Consider the following 15,050-nt stretch of genomic DNA (forward strand, 5'->3'; position numbering starts at 1 on the left):
TTCTCACCGAGTTACGGCGGTCTGGCGTCGGAGTTCGGTTTGGTAACTCCCTGGTGTCTGGCCGAGGATGGCGGAGAAGGTCTCGATGAAGCTGGTCGGGTTGGCCCATCCGCAGCGCAGCGCGGTGTCGGTCACCGAACGGCCCTGTCCGAGGTACACCAGCGCGTGCTGGATCCGCAGCTGTGCGCGCCACTGCGAGAAGCTCATCCCCAGTTCCGTCCGGAACAGCCGGCTGAGTGTCCGCTCGCTGGCTCCGACCGCTCGGCCGAGTTCGCCGAGCGTGGCGGTTTCGGCTGGGTTCCCGCGCAGGCGATCGGTGACCGCGCGGAGCCGGTCGTCGGCGGGTTCGGGCAGGTAGACCGCCTGCTCCGGGAGTTCGGTCAGCTCGTCGACCAGCACCCGGAGCAGCCGGTCGCCGACGTCCGGCCGCAGGTGCGCGCCGCCGGTCAGTTTCAGGACCGCGGCGCGCAGCAGCGCCGAGACGGTGAAGACGGTCGGCGTGGCGGGGAGTGCGGAACACAGTTCGGCGGGCACTTCGAGAATGCTGATTTCGGTCTCGCCGTACGCGCGGTGGCCGTGCTCGAAGGAGGGCGGCGTCCACGAGATACGGTCCGCGGGCGCGACCCACGTGCCCCGCTCGGTGGTGGTGGCCAGCAGCCCGCTCGCCGCGTACAGCAGTTGTCCCCGCGCGTGCTGATGCGCGGCGACCCCTTCCCCGTGGGCCAGCGACCAGCGGCCCTGGATGGGATCGTCGCCCGACCAGCAGAGGTGGCGGCGTTTCGGCATCGGCTCCCAGGATACCGCCGAACGGCCTGCCGGTGATCTTGGCGGGATCCCGGTATCGGCTGTCCGACGGGCGGTGGCGGCGGGTTTCTCGCCGGGCGAAGCTGGTGAGGCAGGGGTGTGGATTCCTTTCGAGACCAGGAGAATCACTATGCCGGAAGAATTGTCCGCCGCCGACCGGCAGGCGATCGCCGACTTGACGACCGGCTGGATCCATCGCGACCGGGAGGACTGGGACGCACTGGCGAAGCTCTTCCACGACGACGCGACCCTGACGATCCTGTGGTTTTCCGGACCGGCCAAGGATTTTGTCGAGCGATCACGGCGGATGAGCGGCGGGCCGTTGCGCAGCAAGCACTTTATCGGCACTCCGGTCATCGAGGCCGCCGGCGACCGTGCCTTCGTGGAGACCGATGCGATGCTCGTCGCCGATCACCTCGAACTGGGAATCGGCGTGACCGTCCACAACAGATTTCTCGACCGGATCGACCGGCGGGACGGCGTCTGGCGCATCGCGCGCCGGGATTCCGTCTACGACATGGGCGGCTTTACCTATCCCTATGGGCTCCGGCCTACTGACGATCTTGATCCGCTTCGGCATCCGCGCGAGTACGCCGCGTTGGCGTATCTGCTGGAGCGCAGCGGACATCAAGTGCCCGATACCTGTCCGACTCGCTTCAGCAAGCGGGAACAAGAAATCATCGAAGAAGGCCGCACCTGGTTGCGGGGAGTCCGCGCATGACTGGCAGCCGGACCGCGCTCGGCCGCATCGGCGAGCGCGAGGATCGACGTGTCCGGGCGGCGTCGGCCGGTAGCGGTCACGAGTCTGCGGGGCTGATCTCCAACGGCGCGGCCGACCCGCCGGCGAGTTGCTGCCGCCGGGTGACCGCGTGGTCGAGCTGCCGCGCCAGATGCGGGACGTTCGCCGAGGTCAGGTAGGTCTCCGCACCGGCGTCGAGCAGCCGCCGGACCGGTCCGTGGTAGCTGACGCCCAGCTCCGGGTCGTCGACCTCGGCGAGGACGACCCGCGCCTTCGGGAACTGCGCCCGCAGCCCGCCGATCAGTTGCGGGCTCACCGGCGGCACGAGCAGCACGTCGGCGGTCGCCGGCGCCGAGTGCAGGTCCAGCACGAGGTAGTCGGAGCCGAGTTCGGCGGACAGCGACATCCGGGCCGAGGCCGACAGCTTCATCGCAGTGGCGACCACTGTCACGTCGTCGTAGTCCGTCCGCGGCGGTTCGGGCCGGACATCGGCGCTGGAGACCGTCGCGACTGGGTTGCCGTCCCTGGTGAGGACCAGGGTTTCGCCCGGTCTGAGCGCCTCGATGAGGTCTGCGACGTCCTCGGGCAGACGGCCGACGTCGATCTGCATCGCCCGCTCGCCGGTCATGATCGGACCGGTCGGCTCGGCAGCTCTCCGGAGCGCGGCGACCGCGGTGGTGTCGTCATGGAACTCGATCATCCCACAAACCGCGGTGCCTTGTCCGGTCCTTCGGGTGATGGCGGATTTTCGCCAGCGTTCGCGTGCGGTCCTTTCTACGCTCGGCCCGTGCATTCGGAGAACATTCGCGGTCCTGTCGTCTGGTTCATTTCCCTCACCGCCGCGCTGGGCACCGCGGCCGTCTACCCGCTGCAGCCCGCGATCGCCGAGGTCGGCGGAGCGCTCGGCACGTCGCTCGGTTCGGTCGGCGTCGCGCTCGCCTGCGGACCGGTCGGCTACCTGTGCGGACTCGCGCTGCTGGTGCCGCTCGTCGACCAGTTTCCGCCGCGCTACGTGCTGTCGGCGCAGTTCGGTGCGCTTGCCGTCGCGTTGGGACTGAACGCGATCGTCGGCCAGGTGTGGCTGCTCGGCCTGGTGCTCGGCGTGCTCGGCGCGTTCTCGTCGGTAGGGGCCGGGCTGAGTTCGGTGACCGCCCGCCTGGCGAGCCCGGACCGGCGCGCTACCGCGCTGGGAATCGTCACCGCCGGAATCTCAGCGGGCATTCTCGCGGGCCGCATCGTCGGCGGCTGGCTGTCCGACCTGATCGGCTGGCGCGCGATGCTGGGCGTTTTCGCCGCCGGATGCGTGGTGGTCGCGGTGGCGGTGCTGCTCGTGCTGCCTTCGGTGGCCGGTACGAACAATCGCGGCTACCTTGCCACGTTGCGCTCGATTCCGGGACTATACCGGCGATATCCGGTGCTTCGGCTCGCGGCGGTCCGGGGAACGCTCTGGTTCTTCGCGTTCTGTGCGGTGTGGTCCGGGATCGCGGTTGCCCTGTCGAAGCCGCCCTTTTCGTACTCCGCCGAGCGGATCGGGCTGTACGCTTTCGCTGGCATATTAGGAATTCTCGCTACCCGAATCGCGGGAGCGTGGACCGATCGCGTGGGCGCGCGCCGAGTGATCCTTTGTGGACTGAGTCTCGCCGGAGCGGCCAGTGCGGTGCTGGCTCTCGCGTTGCCGAGCACTGTTTCAACGCTACTGTGCTTGGCGCTGTTTGACGCGGGGCTTTTCGCGGCGCAGGTGGCGAATCAGAGCACTGTGCTGGCGATTGAGCCAAGTGCGCCCGCGCGGTTCAACAGTGCTTACATGGTGGTGTATTTCGCTGGAGGAAGCCTCGGCACGGCGTTCGGCGCGACTGCGGCGGAGCGGCTCGGCTGGCCGTTGACCGCGTTGGTTACCGCTGCGGTGATCGTGGCCGCGGGTGCCATCACGCTGCTCGCTCAGGGCGCGGAACATCCGGCGGCGGGCGTGGAATCGGTCGCGGCGCGGAACTAGGAACGCGCGCGGCACGTCGGAGAGCCGTATCCGCAGCGCCCTTCGAGAGGACCCCATCGGTGAACGACGACTGGCCGGAGCAGGCTGACGGCTGGGAACTCGCCCGGCACGACCGGGTCGAGGCCTATCGCAAACGCCTCGCCAACAACGTCACGGTCACCGCGACCTGGGACGACAGTGTCGGCACCGGCCGGGTGGAGGCTTACGTCGAACCCGCCGGGATCGGGCGGACGTTGAGCCGGAGCCGCAAGGATTTCCGCGACAAGGAAGCGTTCTGGACCGCCGCGCACTCCGTCCTCGAAATGGCCGCGAACCTGCCGTCGCTGGGCCAAGGACAGGAAAGCCCGGCCGAGCTGGTGCTGTTCGGAGACGTCGCGGGGACCGTCGAGGCCGAACCGGGCAGCGCCGGAATCCCCGAGGCGGAGCTGACGTTCACGCTCACCGACGGCCGCAGCGTCGCCCTGCGCCTGTCCGACGAGCAGGCATTCGACCTGTGCCGGCGCATCGACCGGCTTGACGACCACGTGTGGTCTGCGGAACGAGAGGAATCGGCGGACTCCTTCGCGGAAACCGATGCCGAAGTCCCGGATGCGCGCGGGATCCAGTCGAGCCCGGACACCGGCCACGACGTGGTCGCGCTCCTGGGCACGCAGTTCGGGGTCGGCGAGGACCATCTTCTGGCGCACGTCGACTGGTCGGCGGTGATCGTGGTCGGCGAACCCGCAGTCAGCTCGCTGATCGCGCGGGGCGACGAACTGGCCGCGGCGGTCGGTCCGCGCTGGCAGCCCGCCGTCGTCGACCGGCCGGGGGAGCGATGGGTCGTGCTGAGCTGACGTCTTTCAGCTTGGGCGCAGGTATGTCAGCGTGTGGTGGGAGACCTGCCGTCCGGCGTCGTCGGTGACCGTCGCGGTGCCGTAGATCGTGCGACGGCCGGTCCGGGTCAGGGACGACTCGCAGGTCAGGTCGGACCGCGCGGCGCCGAGGAACGCGGTCGTCATGTTCACCGTGACGGCCGGTTCCTCGGGACCGAGCGCGGAGAGGATCGCGATCCAGCAGGTGACGTCGGCGAGCGTCATGGCGCAGCCGCCCTGCAGGACGTTGCCGGGGCGGAAAAACTCCGGACGGGCGGGCAGGGAAAGAGTCGCGGCGCCCGGCTCGACCGCCTTCACCACCAAACCCCACCACGGCCCGAACGGGCTGCTGTCGATGATCTCCTGAGCCCGCACCGTGTCCACGCTCAGAAACATAACATGATTAGGTAGATGGATGCGGCGAACGAACGAGGAACGGTCCCGGACCACCCGCCACGACCTGGTCGAGGCCGCGCGGTTGCGCTTCGCCGAGCAGGGCTACGCGGGTACTTCGCTGGCCCAGATCGCCGCCGCGGCCGGGATTACCACCGGCGCGGTCTACCACCACTGGGAGAACAAGCAGGAGCTGTTCCACGCCGTGGTCGAGCAGGTGCACGCCGACCTGCACCGGGTGTTGCGGTCCCGCTCCGGTGGCACGGCAACGCCGTCCGACCGGCTCAAGGCGTCCGGTTCGCTCTTCCTGCGCCGGTGCGCGGACCCGGCGGTCGGGCGGATCCTGCTGGTCGACGGCCCGTCCGTGCTGGGCCAGGAACGGTGGCGAAACTTGGACGAACAGTGGTGGCGGGAGCCAACTGTCGCGTTGCTGCGCGAAGCGGGCGGTTCTGGCAGCGGTCTCGAAGAGCTCGCTGTCGCGTTGCTCGGATCGCTTACCGCGCTGGGGCAAGAGATCGCGCACGATCCGCGTCCGGTGCGGATTCGGCGGTGTCAGCAGGTGTATCGGACGCTGGTGGATGCGGTCTCAGGTCAGGTGAACTGAGATATTACGAAGCAGCAAGAAGAATCGCTGCCTGCACCGCTTCCTCGGTGCGCACCGCATCACCACGCCGCAGCGCGTCCTCGGCTAGTTTTTCCAGTCCTCCCAACAGGATCAGCGCGCGAGCCCGTGATAGCGGAGCGCCGCCGGACGCGCGGAATTCGTTGCCCGCCGAGATGGCGCGGGCGACGTTGATGTACGCGTCGTGGTTCAGGTCCGGAGCGTCCAGCAGCGGTACGTCGTGGAGGTAGCTCAGCATGAGCGCAGGCCGGGCCTCGACGACGCCGATCCACGCCGTGACGAGCTGGCGGAGTTGCGTCTGCCAGGGCGCGGTGCGGTCGACCGCCGCGGCTACCTGCGCGGATCCGGTCGCGGCGGCTTCCTTGAGCAGGGCGGCCAGGCAGGCTTCCTTGGAATCGAACTGCTCGTAGAAGCCGCGGCGGGAGGTGTGCGCGCGGCCGACGAGGTCGCCGATCGTGATCTTCGGGAAGCGTTTTTCCGCGAGCAGCGACTCCAGCGCGCCGGTGAAGCGGCTCCGGTAGGCACCGGGGCGTTCGACGGGCGGATGCGGCTCTGCAGCGCGTGACACCGCGCGGGTCCTTCCTGTCCGCGGTTGTCCCGCGATTCTACCAGTCCGGCACCGGCCGGTATTCCGAAACGGGAGCGCGATATCCGCGGAATGGCGGGGAGGAAAGCACGCGGCGGCATTCGGCGGCGCTGGCTCCTCCGGCTGGCAGTAACGCCGGCGACGCTCCGAGAGCGGTTACGCCATCTCAGTGACATGACGGGAAGACGTTTGGCCGATTGCGGGTACGTTCGGTAGTGTTTTGTTCCAGCGTCAGATTGGGGAGTCGAGCGCTAGGGGGATCCAGGTGTTTTCACCGTTTTTCTTCACGCCGCGCGCTAGACGCGGCACTCTGTGACGAAATAGCTGTCACCGCAGGTCAGCGGGTCTATGGACGGGTGCGTGCGCACCTGTCCTGATCGACCGCGCCTGCTCGCCGGAATGGTCCGGCGCATACGTCCCGCCGGCGTTGGGGGCCGGCGGGGACGACGCGGCTGTTCTCGTCCCGGCATTACCGTGCCGAGGACAAAACCTGAATGTTTTTCGTTCAGGCTGGGGGAACATCCGCTCAGGGGAAATCAGGAAAAAGAATGGGGAAATCATGACAATGGGGTCTGCGTCTCTGAAGATCGCCAGGGTGGCTTCGGTCGCTTCGCTCGCGGTCGTCATGTCCGCGGGGATCGTTTCGGCCGCGAACGCGTCGCCGTCCCGGGTGGCTGTCCCGGCGAGCTGCGGCAGCGCCGGCGGCGGCACCTGGTGCCACGGTTCCGGCAGCGACGGCATCTGGAAGGGCTGCTTCTCGAATTACAACCACCCGAGGAACTACCACAGCTCGACGGCGGCCATCGGCGGCGCCAACGACAAGCGGTACGCGTCGGCGGGTTCCTGGTCCAACGCGCACACCAGGGCGGGCTGGGCCTACACCTGCTACACGTACTACAACCCCAACGCGTGATCGTGGCCTGACGCTCCGGGCATGATCACCACGGCGCGGTGCCGGGCCAACGGGGTCCCGGCACCGCACCTCCACCGCAGCAAGCACGCAGCAGCGACGAGAGCGAGCTTTCCGTGCGACTGATCCTCTCTCTTCTTTTCGCGGGAATACTGTTCGCTGTTCCGGCGGTCGTCCTGATGGACGTGGTTCTCGAACAGGAAGCACACAGCGAGACCGCGGCGGACCGGATCGGAGTGCCGTTCGTCTGGCCGGAACGCCCGCAGACCGCCGATCCGGACACGACGCTGCGTATTCTCGCCGAAGCGGCGGAGAAGACCGGTGCTACAGTTGTGCGCACCACCGTGAGCACTCAAGCGGACCGCAAGCACATCACGTATTACGTCTTGCTCGGCGGCGATCGGACGGCGCTGTTCGGCGAATTCGCTCTCGCACAAGGACGTTGGCTGAGCCCAGCGGAATCGCGGAGCGGTTCGGCGACCGTCTCAACGTCGGGCAAAGCGGGAAACGTCGGGGTGCCAGCGGTTTTCGCGGACCGGTACGAGCTTACGTTCGCGCCGTTGCGCCAAGCGTTCGATTCCTTGCCCAGTTCCGGCCAGTACGTGGTGGACGCTGGACCCGCCACGGACCGTTTTCTCGGACTCGTCCGCGAGCGGTTGGCGGAAGCGGGCGTCCCGGTCGCCGATCTGACGCCGCAGCGCGGACCGCAGCCGATGACGGAAACCGGGCCAGGGCTGCGAATCCTGGCGTATCTGCTGGCCGGAGTGTCTACTGTGGTCATTGCGTTCCGGTTGCTGCGCGAGGGAAAGCGGATCGGCGTGCTTCGCCTGGTCGGGCATCCGACGGCACGGATCTGGTACGAGGTCGTCGGGAGAACGCAGATCGGCGCCACTCTCGCGAGCCTGGGTGCGTGCGCGGCAGTCGTGCTCGTCTCGCCCAGCGTGGACTCGTCGTTCCTGTTCGCGGTGGCGCCGGTGACGGCCGCCGGGTTCGCGGCGACGCTGGGCATCGGGCTGCTCGTCGTCAACCGGGTGCGCATTTCGGATCTCGTCAAAGGAAGTCTGCAGTGAATCACAGGACGCGACACCGTTCGCCCTTCGGTTTGGCGATCGCCGCACCGGCCGTGGTCAAGGCGGTCTGCGGCGCGATTCTCGCGGTGCTGGCCGTGGTGGTCTGGCAGCAGTTCTCCGAACTGGCCAAGCAGCAGGATTTGCTGGTGCCGTGGGAGAAAGTCCAGGGCTACGCGGTCTTCTACCCGCGCATGATCGGAAACGACCAGCAGGAAATGGAAACCGGGGGCAACGCGTCGTCGGTCGCGGAAGCCCGGGACCTCTATCCGGTGCTCGACCGGGCAGGCGCGCTCTTCGTCGACGCCGCCAACTACGAGCCGGGCACACCGCCGGATCCGACGTCGCGCTGGCCGGTGCCGCCGATCCGGGTCAACACGCATTACCTTGAGCAGTACCCGATTCTGGACGCCGCGCGGAAGCCGATCACGGTCGCCGCCGACGATCCGGAGTGGGTCGTGGCCGTTCCCGAGCAGTTCAAGCCGCGGGAAGCGCAGATCCGCCAGCTCCTTCAGGAAACTCGCAACGGCGGCCCGGGAATCACCGGGGCGACGCAAGCGGAACAACGCATCACCGGCGACCGGCCGCGGTTCACGAGCCAGCGCGTCCGGATCGTCTGGACCGCTTCCGGGCAAGGCGTGTTCAGCTACGATCCGCAGGTCAATCCCGGGCACGGGAACCTGATCACCGACCCGATCGTCGAGATCATGACACCGGCGAACAGCCTCACTGTCGACCGGCTCAACGCGATCACCGGCGGTCTGGACACCGGGCTCAAGGTCCGCGTCGGCAACGATCCGGCGGGCACGCTGGCCGCGCTCGGCCCGAAGCTGAAGCAGCTCAAACTCGACGACAACCTCCAGCACCTCGTCACCGTGCACCAGGCCATGGCCGCGCAACTGGACCAGGTGCGCGGCGGGATCACGCAGATCGCCGTGTTCGCGGGTGCGGCGCTGTTCGTCCTGGTCGCCCTGACCGCGGTGATCGTGCTCATCGGTTCCGACCGGCTGCGCCGCCGGCTCACCGTGCGCAGACTCCACGGCATCGGCTTCGCCCGTTCGTACCGGGAACTGCTGATCGCCCTCGGCACCACATGGCTGGGCCAGACCGTGCTGGCTGGGATCGGACTGGCGGTGCTGGCGATGAACACGCTGTCTCCGGCGGATACCACGGCAGGCCCGCTGGACCGGTTACCGGAGCTGGCTGCCATATCAGTGCTCTCGCTGGCGATCGAGGCGATGTTCGTGGTCGTGACCGCTCGCATCCTGGAGCGCCGCAACACAGTCAACCGCTTGAAGGAGCTGTGACCCATGGAATTCTCGTGCGAACTCCGCGGAGTCCGGAAACAGTACGCTGCTCACCTGGACGATTTCGCCCTCCGTGTCAAACCAGGCGAGTTCACCGCGCTGACCGGCGCGAGCGGGGCCGGGAAGTCGACCGTACTGAACCTGCTCGGCCTGCTGGAATCGCCGGACGGCGGCGAGGTCCGCCTGTTCGGCGAACGCGCGCCGCGGCCCCGCTCGCGGGCGGCGAATCTGCTGCGCCGCAACCGGTTGGGCTATCTGTTTCAGAACTTCGCGCTCATCGACAACGAGACGGTCGAGCACAATCTGGAGGTCGCGCTCACCTACGCCCAGCGTGGGACGCCGAAGCAGGACCGGATCAAGGAGGCGCTCGCGCAGGTCGGGCTGCGCCGGTCGGAACACCGGAAGATCCACTCGCTGTCCGGGGGCGAACAGCAACGCGTCGCCGTGGCGCGGCTGCTGCTGAAACCGTGCGACCTCGTCCTGGCCGACGAACCGACCGGCTCGCTCGACGCCAAGAACCGGGATCGGGTCCTGGACCTTCTGCAGAAGCTCAACGAGGCGGGCAAGACGATCATCGTGGCGACGCACGACGAAGCGGTGGCCGAGCGGTGTTCGCGGGTGGTGGATCTGTCGGCCCGCGAGGCGGAATCAGTCGCCATCGGGCACTGACGCCGCAGGAGTCTTCGCGGGTCCGGCATCCGGTCCCGGCCGGAATACCTTCCGGTACGCGCCGGGTGTCACGCCGACCGCCTGGCCGAACTGGGAACGGAAATTGCTCGTCGTGGGGAATCCGGTCTGCGCGGCGATCCGGTCGACGGTGTGGTCGGTGGTTTCGAGCAGTTCCTGAGCGTGGCGGATGCGCACTCCGGCCACCCATTGCATGGGGCTTTGACCGGTTTCGTCCTTGAACCGCCTGGTGAGCGTGCGCACGCTCATTCCGGCCGCGTCCGCGAGATCCGCGAGCGCGAGGTCCCGGTACGCGTTTTCCTCGATCCACGGCAGCACCTGGTCGAGCGTGGTCGGGCGGCTGGGCGCCCGGTTGCGGACGATGTATTGCGCTTGTCCGCCGGGCCGGTGCAACGGCGCGACAGCGAGGCGGGCGGCGTCGGCCGCGACTGCGGTTCCGTAGTCGTTCTGGACGATGTGCAGGCACAGATCAATTCCGGCTACCGCACCCGCGGAAGTGAGGATTTTCCCATTGTCGGTGTAAAGCACGTCGGGGTTCACCTGGACTGCCGGGTACTTCCGCTTGAATTGGTCGGCGGCGAGCCAATGCGTGGTCGCGTCCAGGCCGTCGAGCAAGCCTGCTTCGGCGAGGGTGAACGCTCCGACGCAGATCGACGCGATTCGGGTACCTCGATCCGCGGCGGCCCGCAACGCGTCGAGGACGGCTGTCGGGGTCGGTGCCAGCGGGTTCTCCCGGCCGGGCACCACGATGAGGTCGGCCCGCTGGAGGGCGTCCAGGCCCTCGCTGACTGACAGCCGCAACGGACCCGCCGCGATGTCGCGCTCCGGACCGGCGACGAGCGTCCGGTACCCCGGGCGGCCGTCCGGGAGCCGGACGCGTCCGAAGGTCTCGATCGGGGTGGCCAGATCGAAGGGGATCGCGTCCGGGAGAGCAAGCACCGCGATGGTGTACATCCCTGGATCGTAAGGCATCTACCGTCTGGCCAGATACCGGTGGAAGATGTCCAGATAGCCATTGTGGAGATCATCGCGGATGGCTTTCGATGGACGAAAGCGTCCATCGAAAGGAACCACCCATGCTGCGGGCCCAGTTCGTGCTCTTCGACGGGTTCGACCCGCTCGACGTCGTCGCTCCGTTCGAAGTGCTGTCGGCGAGCGGCAAACTCGCCGTCGAACTCGTGAGCGCGGACGGCCCCGGCGTCGTGCGTTCCGGCGTCACCGGGCTCACCCTCACCGCGACCGCCGCGTTCGACCCCGACGCGTCCGGCTACGTCCTCGTCCCCGGAGCCGCCGGCCCGGTGGACGACGACCCCGACCCGAACGTCGAGACCATCCCCGTCCTGCTGTCGCGCTTCGCTTCCGGAGACGCGATGCCGTTGCTGCGCCGCGCGTTCGCCAACCCGGACAGCACGGTCGTGACCATCTGCGGAGGTTCGCTCGCGCTGGCGATGGCGGGTTTGCTCGAAGGCCGCACCGCGACGACCCATGTGCTCGGCGTCGACCGGCTCGCGTCCATCGGAGTGAACGCCGTCCGCGCCCGCGTGGTCGACGACGGCGACCTCATCAGCGGCGGTGGCGTCACTTCCGGTCTGGACGTGGCGCTCTACGTGCTGGAGCGAGATTTCGGTTCGCACACCGCGCATGCCGTCGAGGAGCTTTTCGAATACGAACGCCGTGGCACCACCTGGGTCAGCGCGAGCGGTGTCGGTGAAGTCGCGTGAGCGCTTTCCTGCTGTCGATTCACGTCCTGGCGGCCATTCTCGCCATCGGCCCGGTCGCCGTCGCCGCGAGTATGTTCCCGAGCGCAGCGCGACTCGCGGCTGATGACCCGAAGAAAGCCGCGACACTGCAGGTTCTGCATCGGACGACCCGCGTCTACGCGGCGATCGGGGTGTTAGTCCCGGTCTTCGGTCTGGCGACCGGTGCGCGGATGGGAGTGCTCGCGGATACCTGGCTGATTGTCTCGCTGCTTCTGACAGTCGCCGCCGCCGGGATTCTGGTCACGCTCATCCTGCCCGGGCAGAAACGTGTTGTCGACGCGCTCGGCACCGATCAGCCGGTGACCGTTCGACTGGGAATGACGACTGGCATTTTCAACCTGCTTTGGGCGGCAGTCGTCGTTTTGATGATCTACCGTCCCGGCTCGACGACAGGGGTGGGATTGTGAGCCCGAAGCGGATTCTGGAAATCATCGGCGCGGTGGAATTGACGACGCTTGTGCTGATGCTGGGAAACATCGTGACTGTGCACCAGCCGGAGGTCTCGCAGGTGCTGGGTCCAGTGCATGGATTGGCTTACACGGCAACGGTGATCGCCGCGGTGCTGGTGATGCGCGGCCGGCATCGGGTGTGGCTGCTGGCGCTGGTGCCGGGAATCGGCGGGCTTTTGGCGTCCCGGGCTACGCCTAGTCCCGAAGATCAGGCATGTCCCTGAGCTGTCTCCGCGAAGTAATCCCGAGCTTCCGGAAGATGTTCCGCAGATGCGCGTCCACCGTCCGAGGGCTGAGGAACAGCCGCGTAGCCACCTCCTTCGACGTGGCTCCCGCGGCAACCTCGCGCGCGATGTGCATCTCCTGCATGGTCAACCGGTCGTAGGTATGCGAGGAACGGTTGCGCGCCACCTCCCCGGTTGCGCGCAGCTCATCGGCAGCCCGTCGGGCGAACGCCTCCAACCCGATTTTCGACAGTTGCTCATGCGCCGCACGCAATTGCTCGCGCGCATCTCGACGGCGTCCCGCGCGGCGCAGCCATTCCCCGTATCGCAGGTGCGCCCGCGCGACCTGCACGGAAAGCGGGCTGTCTGTGAGATATGACAGCGCCGCGACGTACTCGCCCTCCGCGTCGTTGACCATCCCCCGTGCGCTCGCCGCGATGCCGAGCGCGAAGTTGGTGCCCGCGGGTTCCGTGCGCTCGACCAACGCGTCCAAGGCGGACCGGGCGACGGCGTCCTCCCCGCATCGCACGGCGGCTTCGATCTGCTCGGGCAGCGCGATGCCGGTGAGGAAGAGGTCGCCGCTCGCGATCGCGTGTGTCGCGGCCTCAAGAGCGGCCGGGTACTCGCCGAGGCCGTTGTGCAGTACGGCCATCGCCCAGTGCGCGTTCGCGGTCAGCTGGCCGGTGCGTCGGCTCGTGGCCTCGGCGAACAGGTCGAGGACCTCCTGCCGGCGGCCGCGCATCGCCGCCAGGTGCATTCGCGGGTAGAGCTGCGGCGGATCGCCGAGCGCGTCGGCGATGGCTTCTTCCTCGGCGATCGCGGCCATCGCCTGCCCGAAGTTCCCGGTGAACACCGCGTAGAGCGCGGCCTGCGACAGGCCGAGCCGGACGGTCATCGGCGATCCGGTCGACTCCCCGGTCCGCGCCAGCCAGTCGACGATCGTCCGGTGCAGGTCGAGGTCCCACAGTTCGCCCGCGAGCACGGTCGCCAGTGCGGGTGTGCGGGTCCAGCCCTCGTCGTCGCCGGTGAGAGCCTGCCGGATCGCGGGCACCCCGGCGCGGTGGCCTTCGGTCGTCAGGCGCACGAGTGCGGTGAGAAGGTCCGGCGGCCCGGCCGGGGGAGCGGCGGCGAGCACCTGGTCCAGCACTCCGGCCGGCCTTCCGACGACGAGGCCCATTTCCAGGGCGGCCACCAGGAACTCGCGCGACCGTTCGGGATCGCTCGCGGCGAGCTGCTGCGCGGCCCGCAGGATGATCTCCGGACCGCGAACCGCCCCGTCCGGGCCCTGGACGAAGGCGATCTGCCCGCGCAGCAGATCGACGGAGGCGCGCTGGGGGAGAGCCAACGTCGAGGTGTCGATGCTGGTCAGAAGGTCGGCGGCGGCGTCGGTCCGGCCTGCCGCGAGCGTTGCCCGCGCGGCGGCGAGCGTGCGTTCGACCTGTTTGCCGTGGTCGAGCGACAGCGCGGCGGCCCGTTCGAGGAACGCCGCGGCGGCCGCTACGCCACCACGGGCCTGCGCGCGCGACGCGGACACCTCCAGCGCGGCCGCGACCTCCTCGTCCGGCCCGGCGGTCGCCTGCGCGCGGTGCCACGCGCGGCGGTCGCCAGCGGTGTCCGGGTCGGTCGAGTCGGCTAGCGCCTGGTGCGCGGCTCGACGTTGTTTTGGCTCAGCCGCGCGGTAAGCGGCCGAGCGCGCCAGCGGATGGCAGAACCGCGCGCGGGTGTCGAACTGGATCAGCCCGGAAGCCTCAGCCGCGGCGCTCGCGGCGGGCACGTCGAGGTCCAGCTGCCGGGCGGCCGCCCACAGCAGGCCCGGGTCGCCGGTGGGATCGGCACTGGCGAGGACCAGCAGCTCCCGCGCGTCCGGGGGCAGGTCCGCCATCCGGGAGAGGAAACTCCGCTCGATCCGGCTCGCGATCGGCGACGGCGTCGGCAGCGCGAACCCGCCGGCTTTCGGCAGCTCGATCAGGGCCAGCGGGTTGCCGCGGGCCTCGGCGAGCAGGCGATCGCGCACCCGCTCGTCCAGGGTCACGGTCTTCTCCCCGGCCAGCAGCTCGCGGGCGTGCGCGTCGCTGAGCCCGCCGACGGTCAGCCCGGGCAGTTCGTCGAGCACGGGGACCGGCTCCTGGTCGCGGGCGGCGAAAACCATCGCGATCGGCTCCGCCGAGATGCGCCTGGCCAGGAACGTCAACGCGCGCGCCGAGGCGGGGTCCAGCCAGTGCGCGTCGTCGATCACGCACAGCAACGGACGTTCCGCCGCGGCCGTGGCCAGCAGTTCGAGGGCGGCGAGCCCGGCGCGGAACGGGTCCGGCGTGCCCTGGGCCAGGCCGAACGCGGTGAGGAGAGACTCGCGGTAAGGCGTCGAGAGGCTGTCGAGGTGCGCCAGCACCGGAACGCACAGCTGGTGCAGCGCCGCGAACGGCATCTCTCCCTCGAACTCCGACCCGGAAGCGCGGATGCGCTGAAACCCTTCCGCGGCTTGCTCGACGTGGTCCAGCAGCGCGCTCTTGCCGATGCCCGCCTCGCCGCGCAGGACGAGCACCCCGCCCTCGCCCCGCTCCGCCGCGCGGACCAGCGCGAGAAGGCGGTCGATCTCGTCGTGCCGGCCGATGAGGGAGGGCGTCGTGGGCATAGGCGAAACCTTAGGGGTAGGCGAAG

General features: G+C 68.8%; 17 protein-coding genes. 11 read left to right on the forward strand and 6 right to left on the reverse strand.

Annotated features, from left to right (window positions below; genetic code table 11):
- Positions 1 to 3 precede the first annotated feature (3 nt).
- Positions 4 to 786, reverse strand: a complete 783-nt coding sequence (locus EIZ45_RS12215) for a helix-turn-helix transcriptional regulator (RefSeq protein ID WP_134664766.1) — start codon at positions 784 to 786, stop codon at positions 4 to 6.
- A gap of 73 nt (positions 787 to 859) precedes the next feature.
- Here EIZ45_RS12215 and EIZ45_RS12220 point away from each other — a divergent pair, with 73 nt between their 5' ends.
- On the forward strand, positions 860 to 1,525 hold the full coding sequence (locus EIZ45_RS12220) for a nuclear transport factor 2 family protein (protein WP_205670029.1): 666 nt from the start codon (positions 860 to 862) through the stop codon (positions 1,523 to 1,525).
- Positions 1,526 to 1,601: 76 nt separating this feature from the next.
- On the opposite strand, the gene EIZ45_RS12225 is transcribed toward EIZ45_RS12220, so the two are convergent.
- Entirely contained in the window at positions 1,602 to 2,243 is a 642-nt protein-coding gene (locus EIZ45_RS12225; protein ID WP_370318135.1) for a hypothetical protein, read from the reverse strand.
- A gap of 87 nt (positions 2,244 to 2,330) precedes the next feature.
- Between EIZ45_RS12225 and EIZ45_RS12230 the strand changes: the two genes are divergently transcribed.
- Both EIZ45_RS12230 and EIZ45_RS12235 read left to right on the forward strand, forming a co-directional pair.
- Positions 2,331 to 3,536: an MFS transporter gene (locus EIZ45_RS12230; RefSeq protein ID WP_240690716.1), complete on the forward strand. Its 1,206-nt coding sequence runs from the start codon at positions 2,331 to 2,333 to the stop codon at positions 3,534 to 3,536.
- A 59-nt stretch (positions 3,537 to 3,595) separates the two neighbouring features.
- On the forward strand, positions 3,596 to 4,369 hold the full coding sequence (locus tag EIZ45_RS12235) for a hypothetical protein (RefSeq protein ID WP_134664764.1): 774 nt from the start codon (positions 3,596 to 3,598) through the stop codon (positions 4,367 to 4,369).
- A gap of 6 nt (positions 4,370 to 4,375) precedes the next feature.
- Here EIZ45_RS12235 and EIZ45_RS12240 read toward each other — a convergent pair whose 3' ends face one another.
- On the reverse strand, positions 4,376 to 4,771 hold the full coding sequence (locus EIZ45_RS12240; protein WP_205670028.1) for a PaaI family thioesterase: 396 nt from the start codon (positions 4,769 to 4,771) through the stop codon (positions 4,376 to 4,378).
- 31 nt (positions 4,772 to 4,802) lie between these two features.
- Here EIZ45_RS12240 and EIZ45_RS12245 point away from each other — a divergent pair, with 31 nt between their 5' ends.
- Positions 4,803 to 5,384, forward strand: coding sequence for a TetR/AcrR family transcriptional regulator (locus EIZ45_RS12245; RefSeq protein WP_134664762.1), 582 nt, complete (start codon positions 4,803 to 4,805; stop codon positions 5,382 to 5,384).
- Positions 5,385 to 5,388: 4 nt separating this feature from the next.
- On the opposite strand, the gene EIZ45_RS12250 is transcribed toward EIZ45_RS12245, so the two are convergent.
- Positions 5,389 to 5,970, reverse strand: a complete 582-nt coding sequence (locus EIZ45_RS12250) for a TetR/AcrR family transcriptional regulator (protein ID WP_167756423.1) — start codon at positions 5,968 to 5,970, stop codon at positions 5,389 to 5,391.
- Between the two features lie 583 nt (positions 5,971 to 6,553).
- On the opposite strand from EIZ45_RS12250, the gene EIZ45_RS12255 reads away from it, so the two are divergent.
- The 4 genes from EIZ45_RS12255 (at position 6,554) to EIZ45_RS12270 (ending at position 9,941) form a co-directional block, all read left to right on the forward strand.
- The gene (locus tag EIZ45_RS12255) at positions 6,554 to 6,901 is read left to right on the forward strand and encodes a lactococcin 972 family bacteriocin (RefSeq protein WP_051729447.1); all 348 of its coding nucleotides are present in this window, start codon (positions 6,554 to 6,556) and stop codon (positions 6,899 to 6,901) included.
- 113 nt (positions 6,902 to 7,014) lie between these two features.
- Complete coding sequence (locus tag EIZ45_RS12260) at positions 7,015 to 7,968, forward strand: hypothetical protein (RefSeq protein WP_134664758.1); 954 nt, start codon at positions 7,015 to 7,017, stop codon at positions 7,966 to 7,968.
- A complete protein-coding gene (locus tag EIZ45_RS12265; protein ID WP_134664756.1) occupies positions 7,965 to 9,272 on the forward strand; it encodes a hypothetical protein in 1,308 nt (435 codons plus the stop codon). The genes EIZ45_RS12260 and EIZ45_RS12265 overlap by 4 nt, the downstream gene beginning before the upstream one ends.
- Positions 9,273 to 9,275: 3 nt before the next feature.
- Positions 9,276 to 9,941 (forward strand): ABC transporter ATP-binding protein, encoded by a 666-nt coding sequence (locus EIZ45_RS12270; protein ID WP_134664753.1) that lies wholly within the window; start codon positions 9,276 to 9,278, stop codon positions 9,939 to 9,941.
- Here EIZ45_RS12270 and EIZ45_RS12275 read toward each other — a convergent pair.
- Entirely contained in the window at positions 9,921 to 10,913 is a 993-nt protein-coding gene (locus EIZ45_RS12275) for a GlxA family transcriptional regulator (protein ID WP_134664751.1), read from the reverse strand. The two genes, EIZ45_RS12270 and EIZ45_RS12275, sit on opposite strands and share 21 nt — an antisense overlap.
- Positions 10,914 to 11,035: 122 nt before the next feature.
- On the opposite strand from EIZ45_RS12275, the gene EIZ45_RS12280 reads away from it, so the two are divergent.
- The 3 genes from EIZ45_RS12280 to EIZ45_RS12290 are packed head-to-tail and all read left to right on the forward strand — an operon-like array spanning position 11,036 to position 12,392.
- Positions 11,036 to 11,680, forward strand: coding sequence for a DJ-1/PfpI family protein (locus EIZ45_RS12280; protein ID WP_134664749.1), 645 nt, complete (start codon positions 11,036 to 11,038; stop codon positions 11,678 to 11,680).
- Positions 11,677 to 12,126: a hypothetical protein gene (locus tag EIZ45_RS12285; RefSeq protein WP_134664747.1), complete on the forward strand. Its 450-nt coding sequence runs from the start codon at positions 11,677 to 11,679 to the stop codon at positions 12,124 to 12,126. Before EIZ45_RS12280 ends, EIZ45_RS12285 begins: the two co-directional genes overlap by 4 nt.
- A complete protein-coding gene (locus EIZ45_RS12290; protein ID WP_134664745.1) occupies positions 12,123 to 12,392 on the forward strand; it encodes a hypothetical protein in 270 nt (89 codons plus the stop codon). The genes EIZ45_RS12285 and EIZ45_RS12290 overlap by 4 nt, the downstream gene beginning before the upstream one ends.
- On the opposite strand, the gene EIZ45_RS12295 is transcribed toward EIZ45_RS12290, so the two are convergent.
- Positions 12,364 to 15,024 (reverse strand): AAA family ATPase, encoded by a 2,661-nt coding sequence (locus EIZ45_RS12295; RefSeq protein ID WP_134664743.1) that lies wholly within the window; start codon positions 15,022 to 15,024, stop codon positions 12,364 to 12,366. The genes EIZ45_RS12290 and EIZ45_RS12295 overlap by 29 nt on opposite strands.
- Between the last annotated feature and the right edge of the window lie 26 nt (positions 15,025 to 15,050).

Source organism: Amycolatopsis sp. CFH S0740 (genome assembly GCF_004522315.1).
GTDB classification, from domain to species: domain Bacteria; phylum Actinomycetota; class Actinomycetes; order Mycobacteriales; family Pseudonocardiaceae; genus Amycolatopsis; species Amycolatopsis nivea.

What these genes read in the sequence shown, in the direction of transcription:
- EIZ45_RS12275 (WP_134664751.1), bottom strand. Translation starts at nt 10,913, where the DNA reads ATGTACACCATCGCGGTGCTTGCTCTCCCGGACGCGATCCCCTTCGAT.
- EIZ45_RS12245 (WP_134664762.1), top strand. Translation starts at nt 4,803, where the DNA reads ATGCGGCGAACGAACGAGGAACGGTCCCGGACCACCCGCCACGACCTG.
- EIZ45_RS12270 (WP_134664753.1), top strand. Translation starts at nt 9,276, where the DNA reads ATGGAATTCTCGTGCGAACTCCGCGGAGTCCGGAAACAGTACGCTGCT.
- EIZ45_RS12280 (WP_134664749.1), top strand. Translation starts at nt 11,036, where the DNA reads ATGCTGCGGGCCCAGTTCGTGCTCTTCGACGGGTTCGACCCGCTCGAC.
- EIZ45_RS12255 (WP_051729447.1), top strand. Translation starts at nt 6,554, where the DNA reads ATGGGGTCTGCGTCTCTGAAGATCGCCAGGGTGGCTTCGGTCGCTTCG.
- EIZ45_RS12295 (WP_134664743.1), bottom strand. Translation starts at nt 15,024, where the DNA reads ATGCCCACGACGCCCTCCCTCATCGGCCGGCACGACGAGATCGACCGC.
- EIZ45_RS12225 (WP_370318135.1), bottom strand. Translation starts at nt 2,243, where the DNA reads ATGATCGAGTTCCATGACGACACCACCGCGGTCGCCGCGCTCCGGAGA.
- EIZ45_RS12215 (WP_134664766.1), bottom strand. Translation starts at nt 786, where the DNA reads ATGCCGAAACGCCGCCACCTCTGCTGGTCGGGCGACGATCCCATCCAG.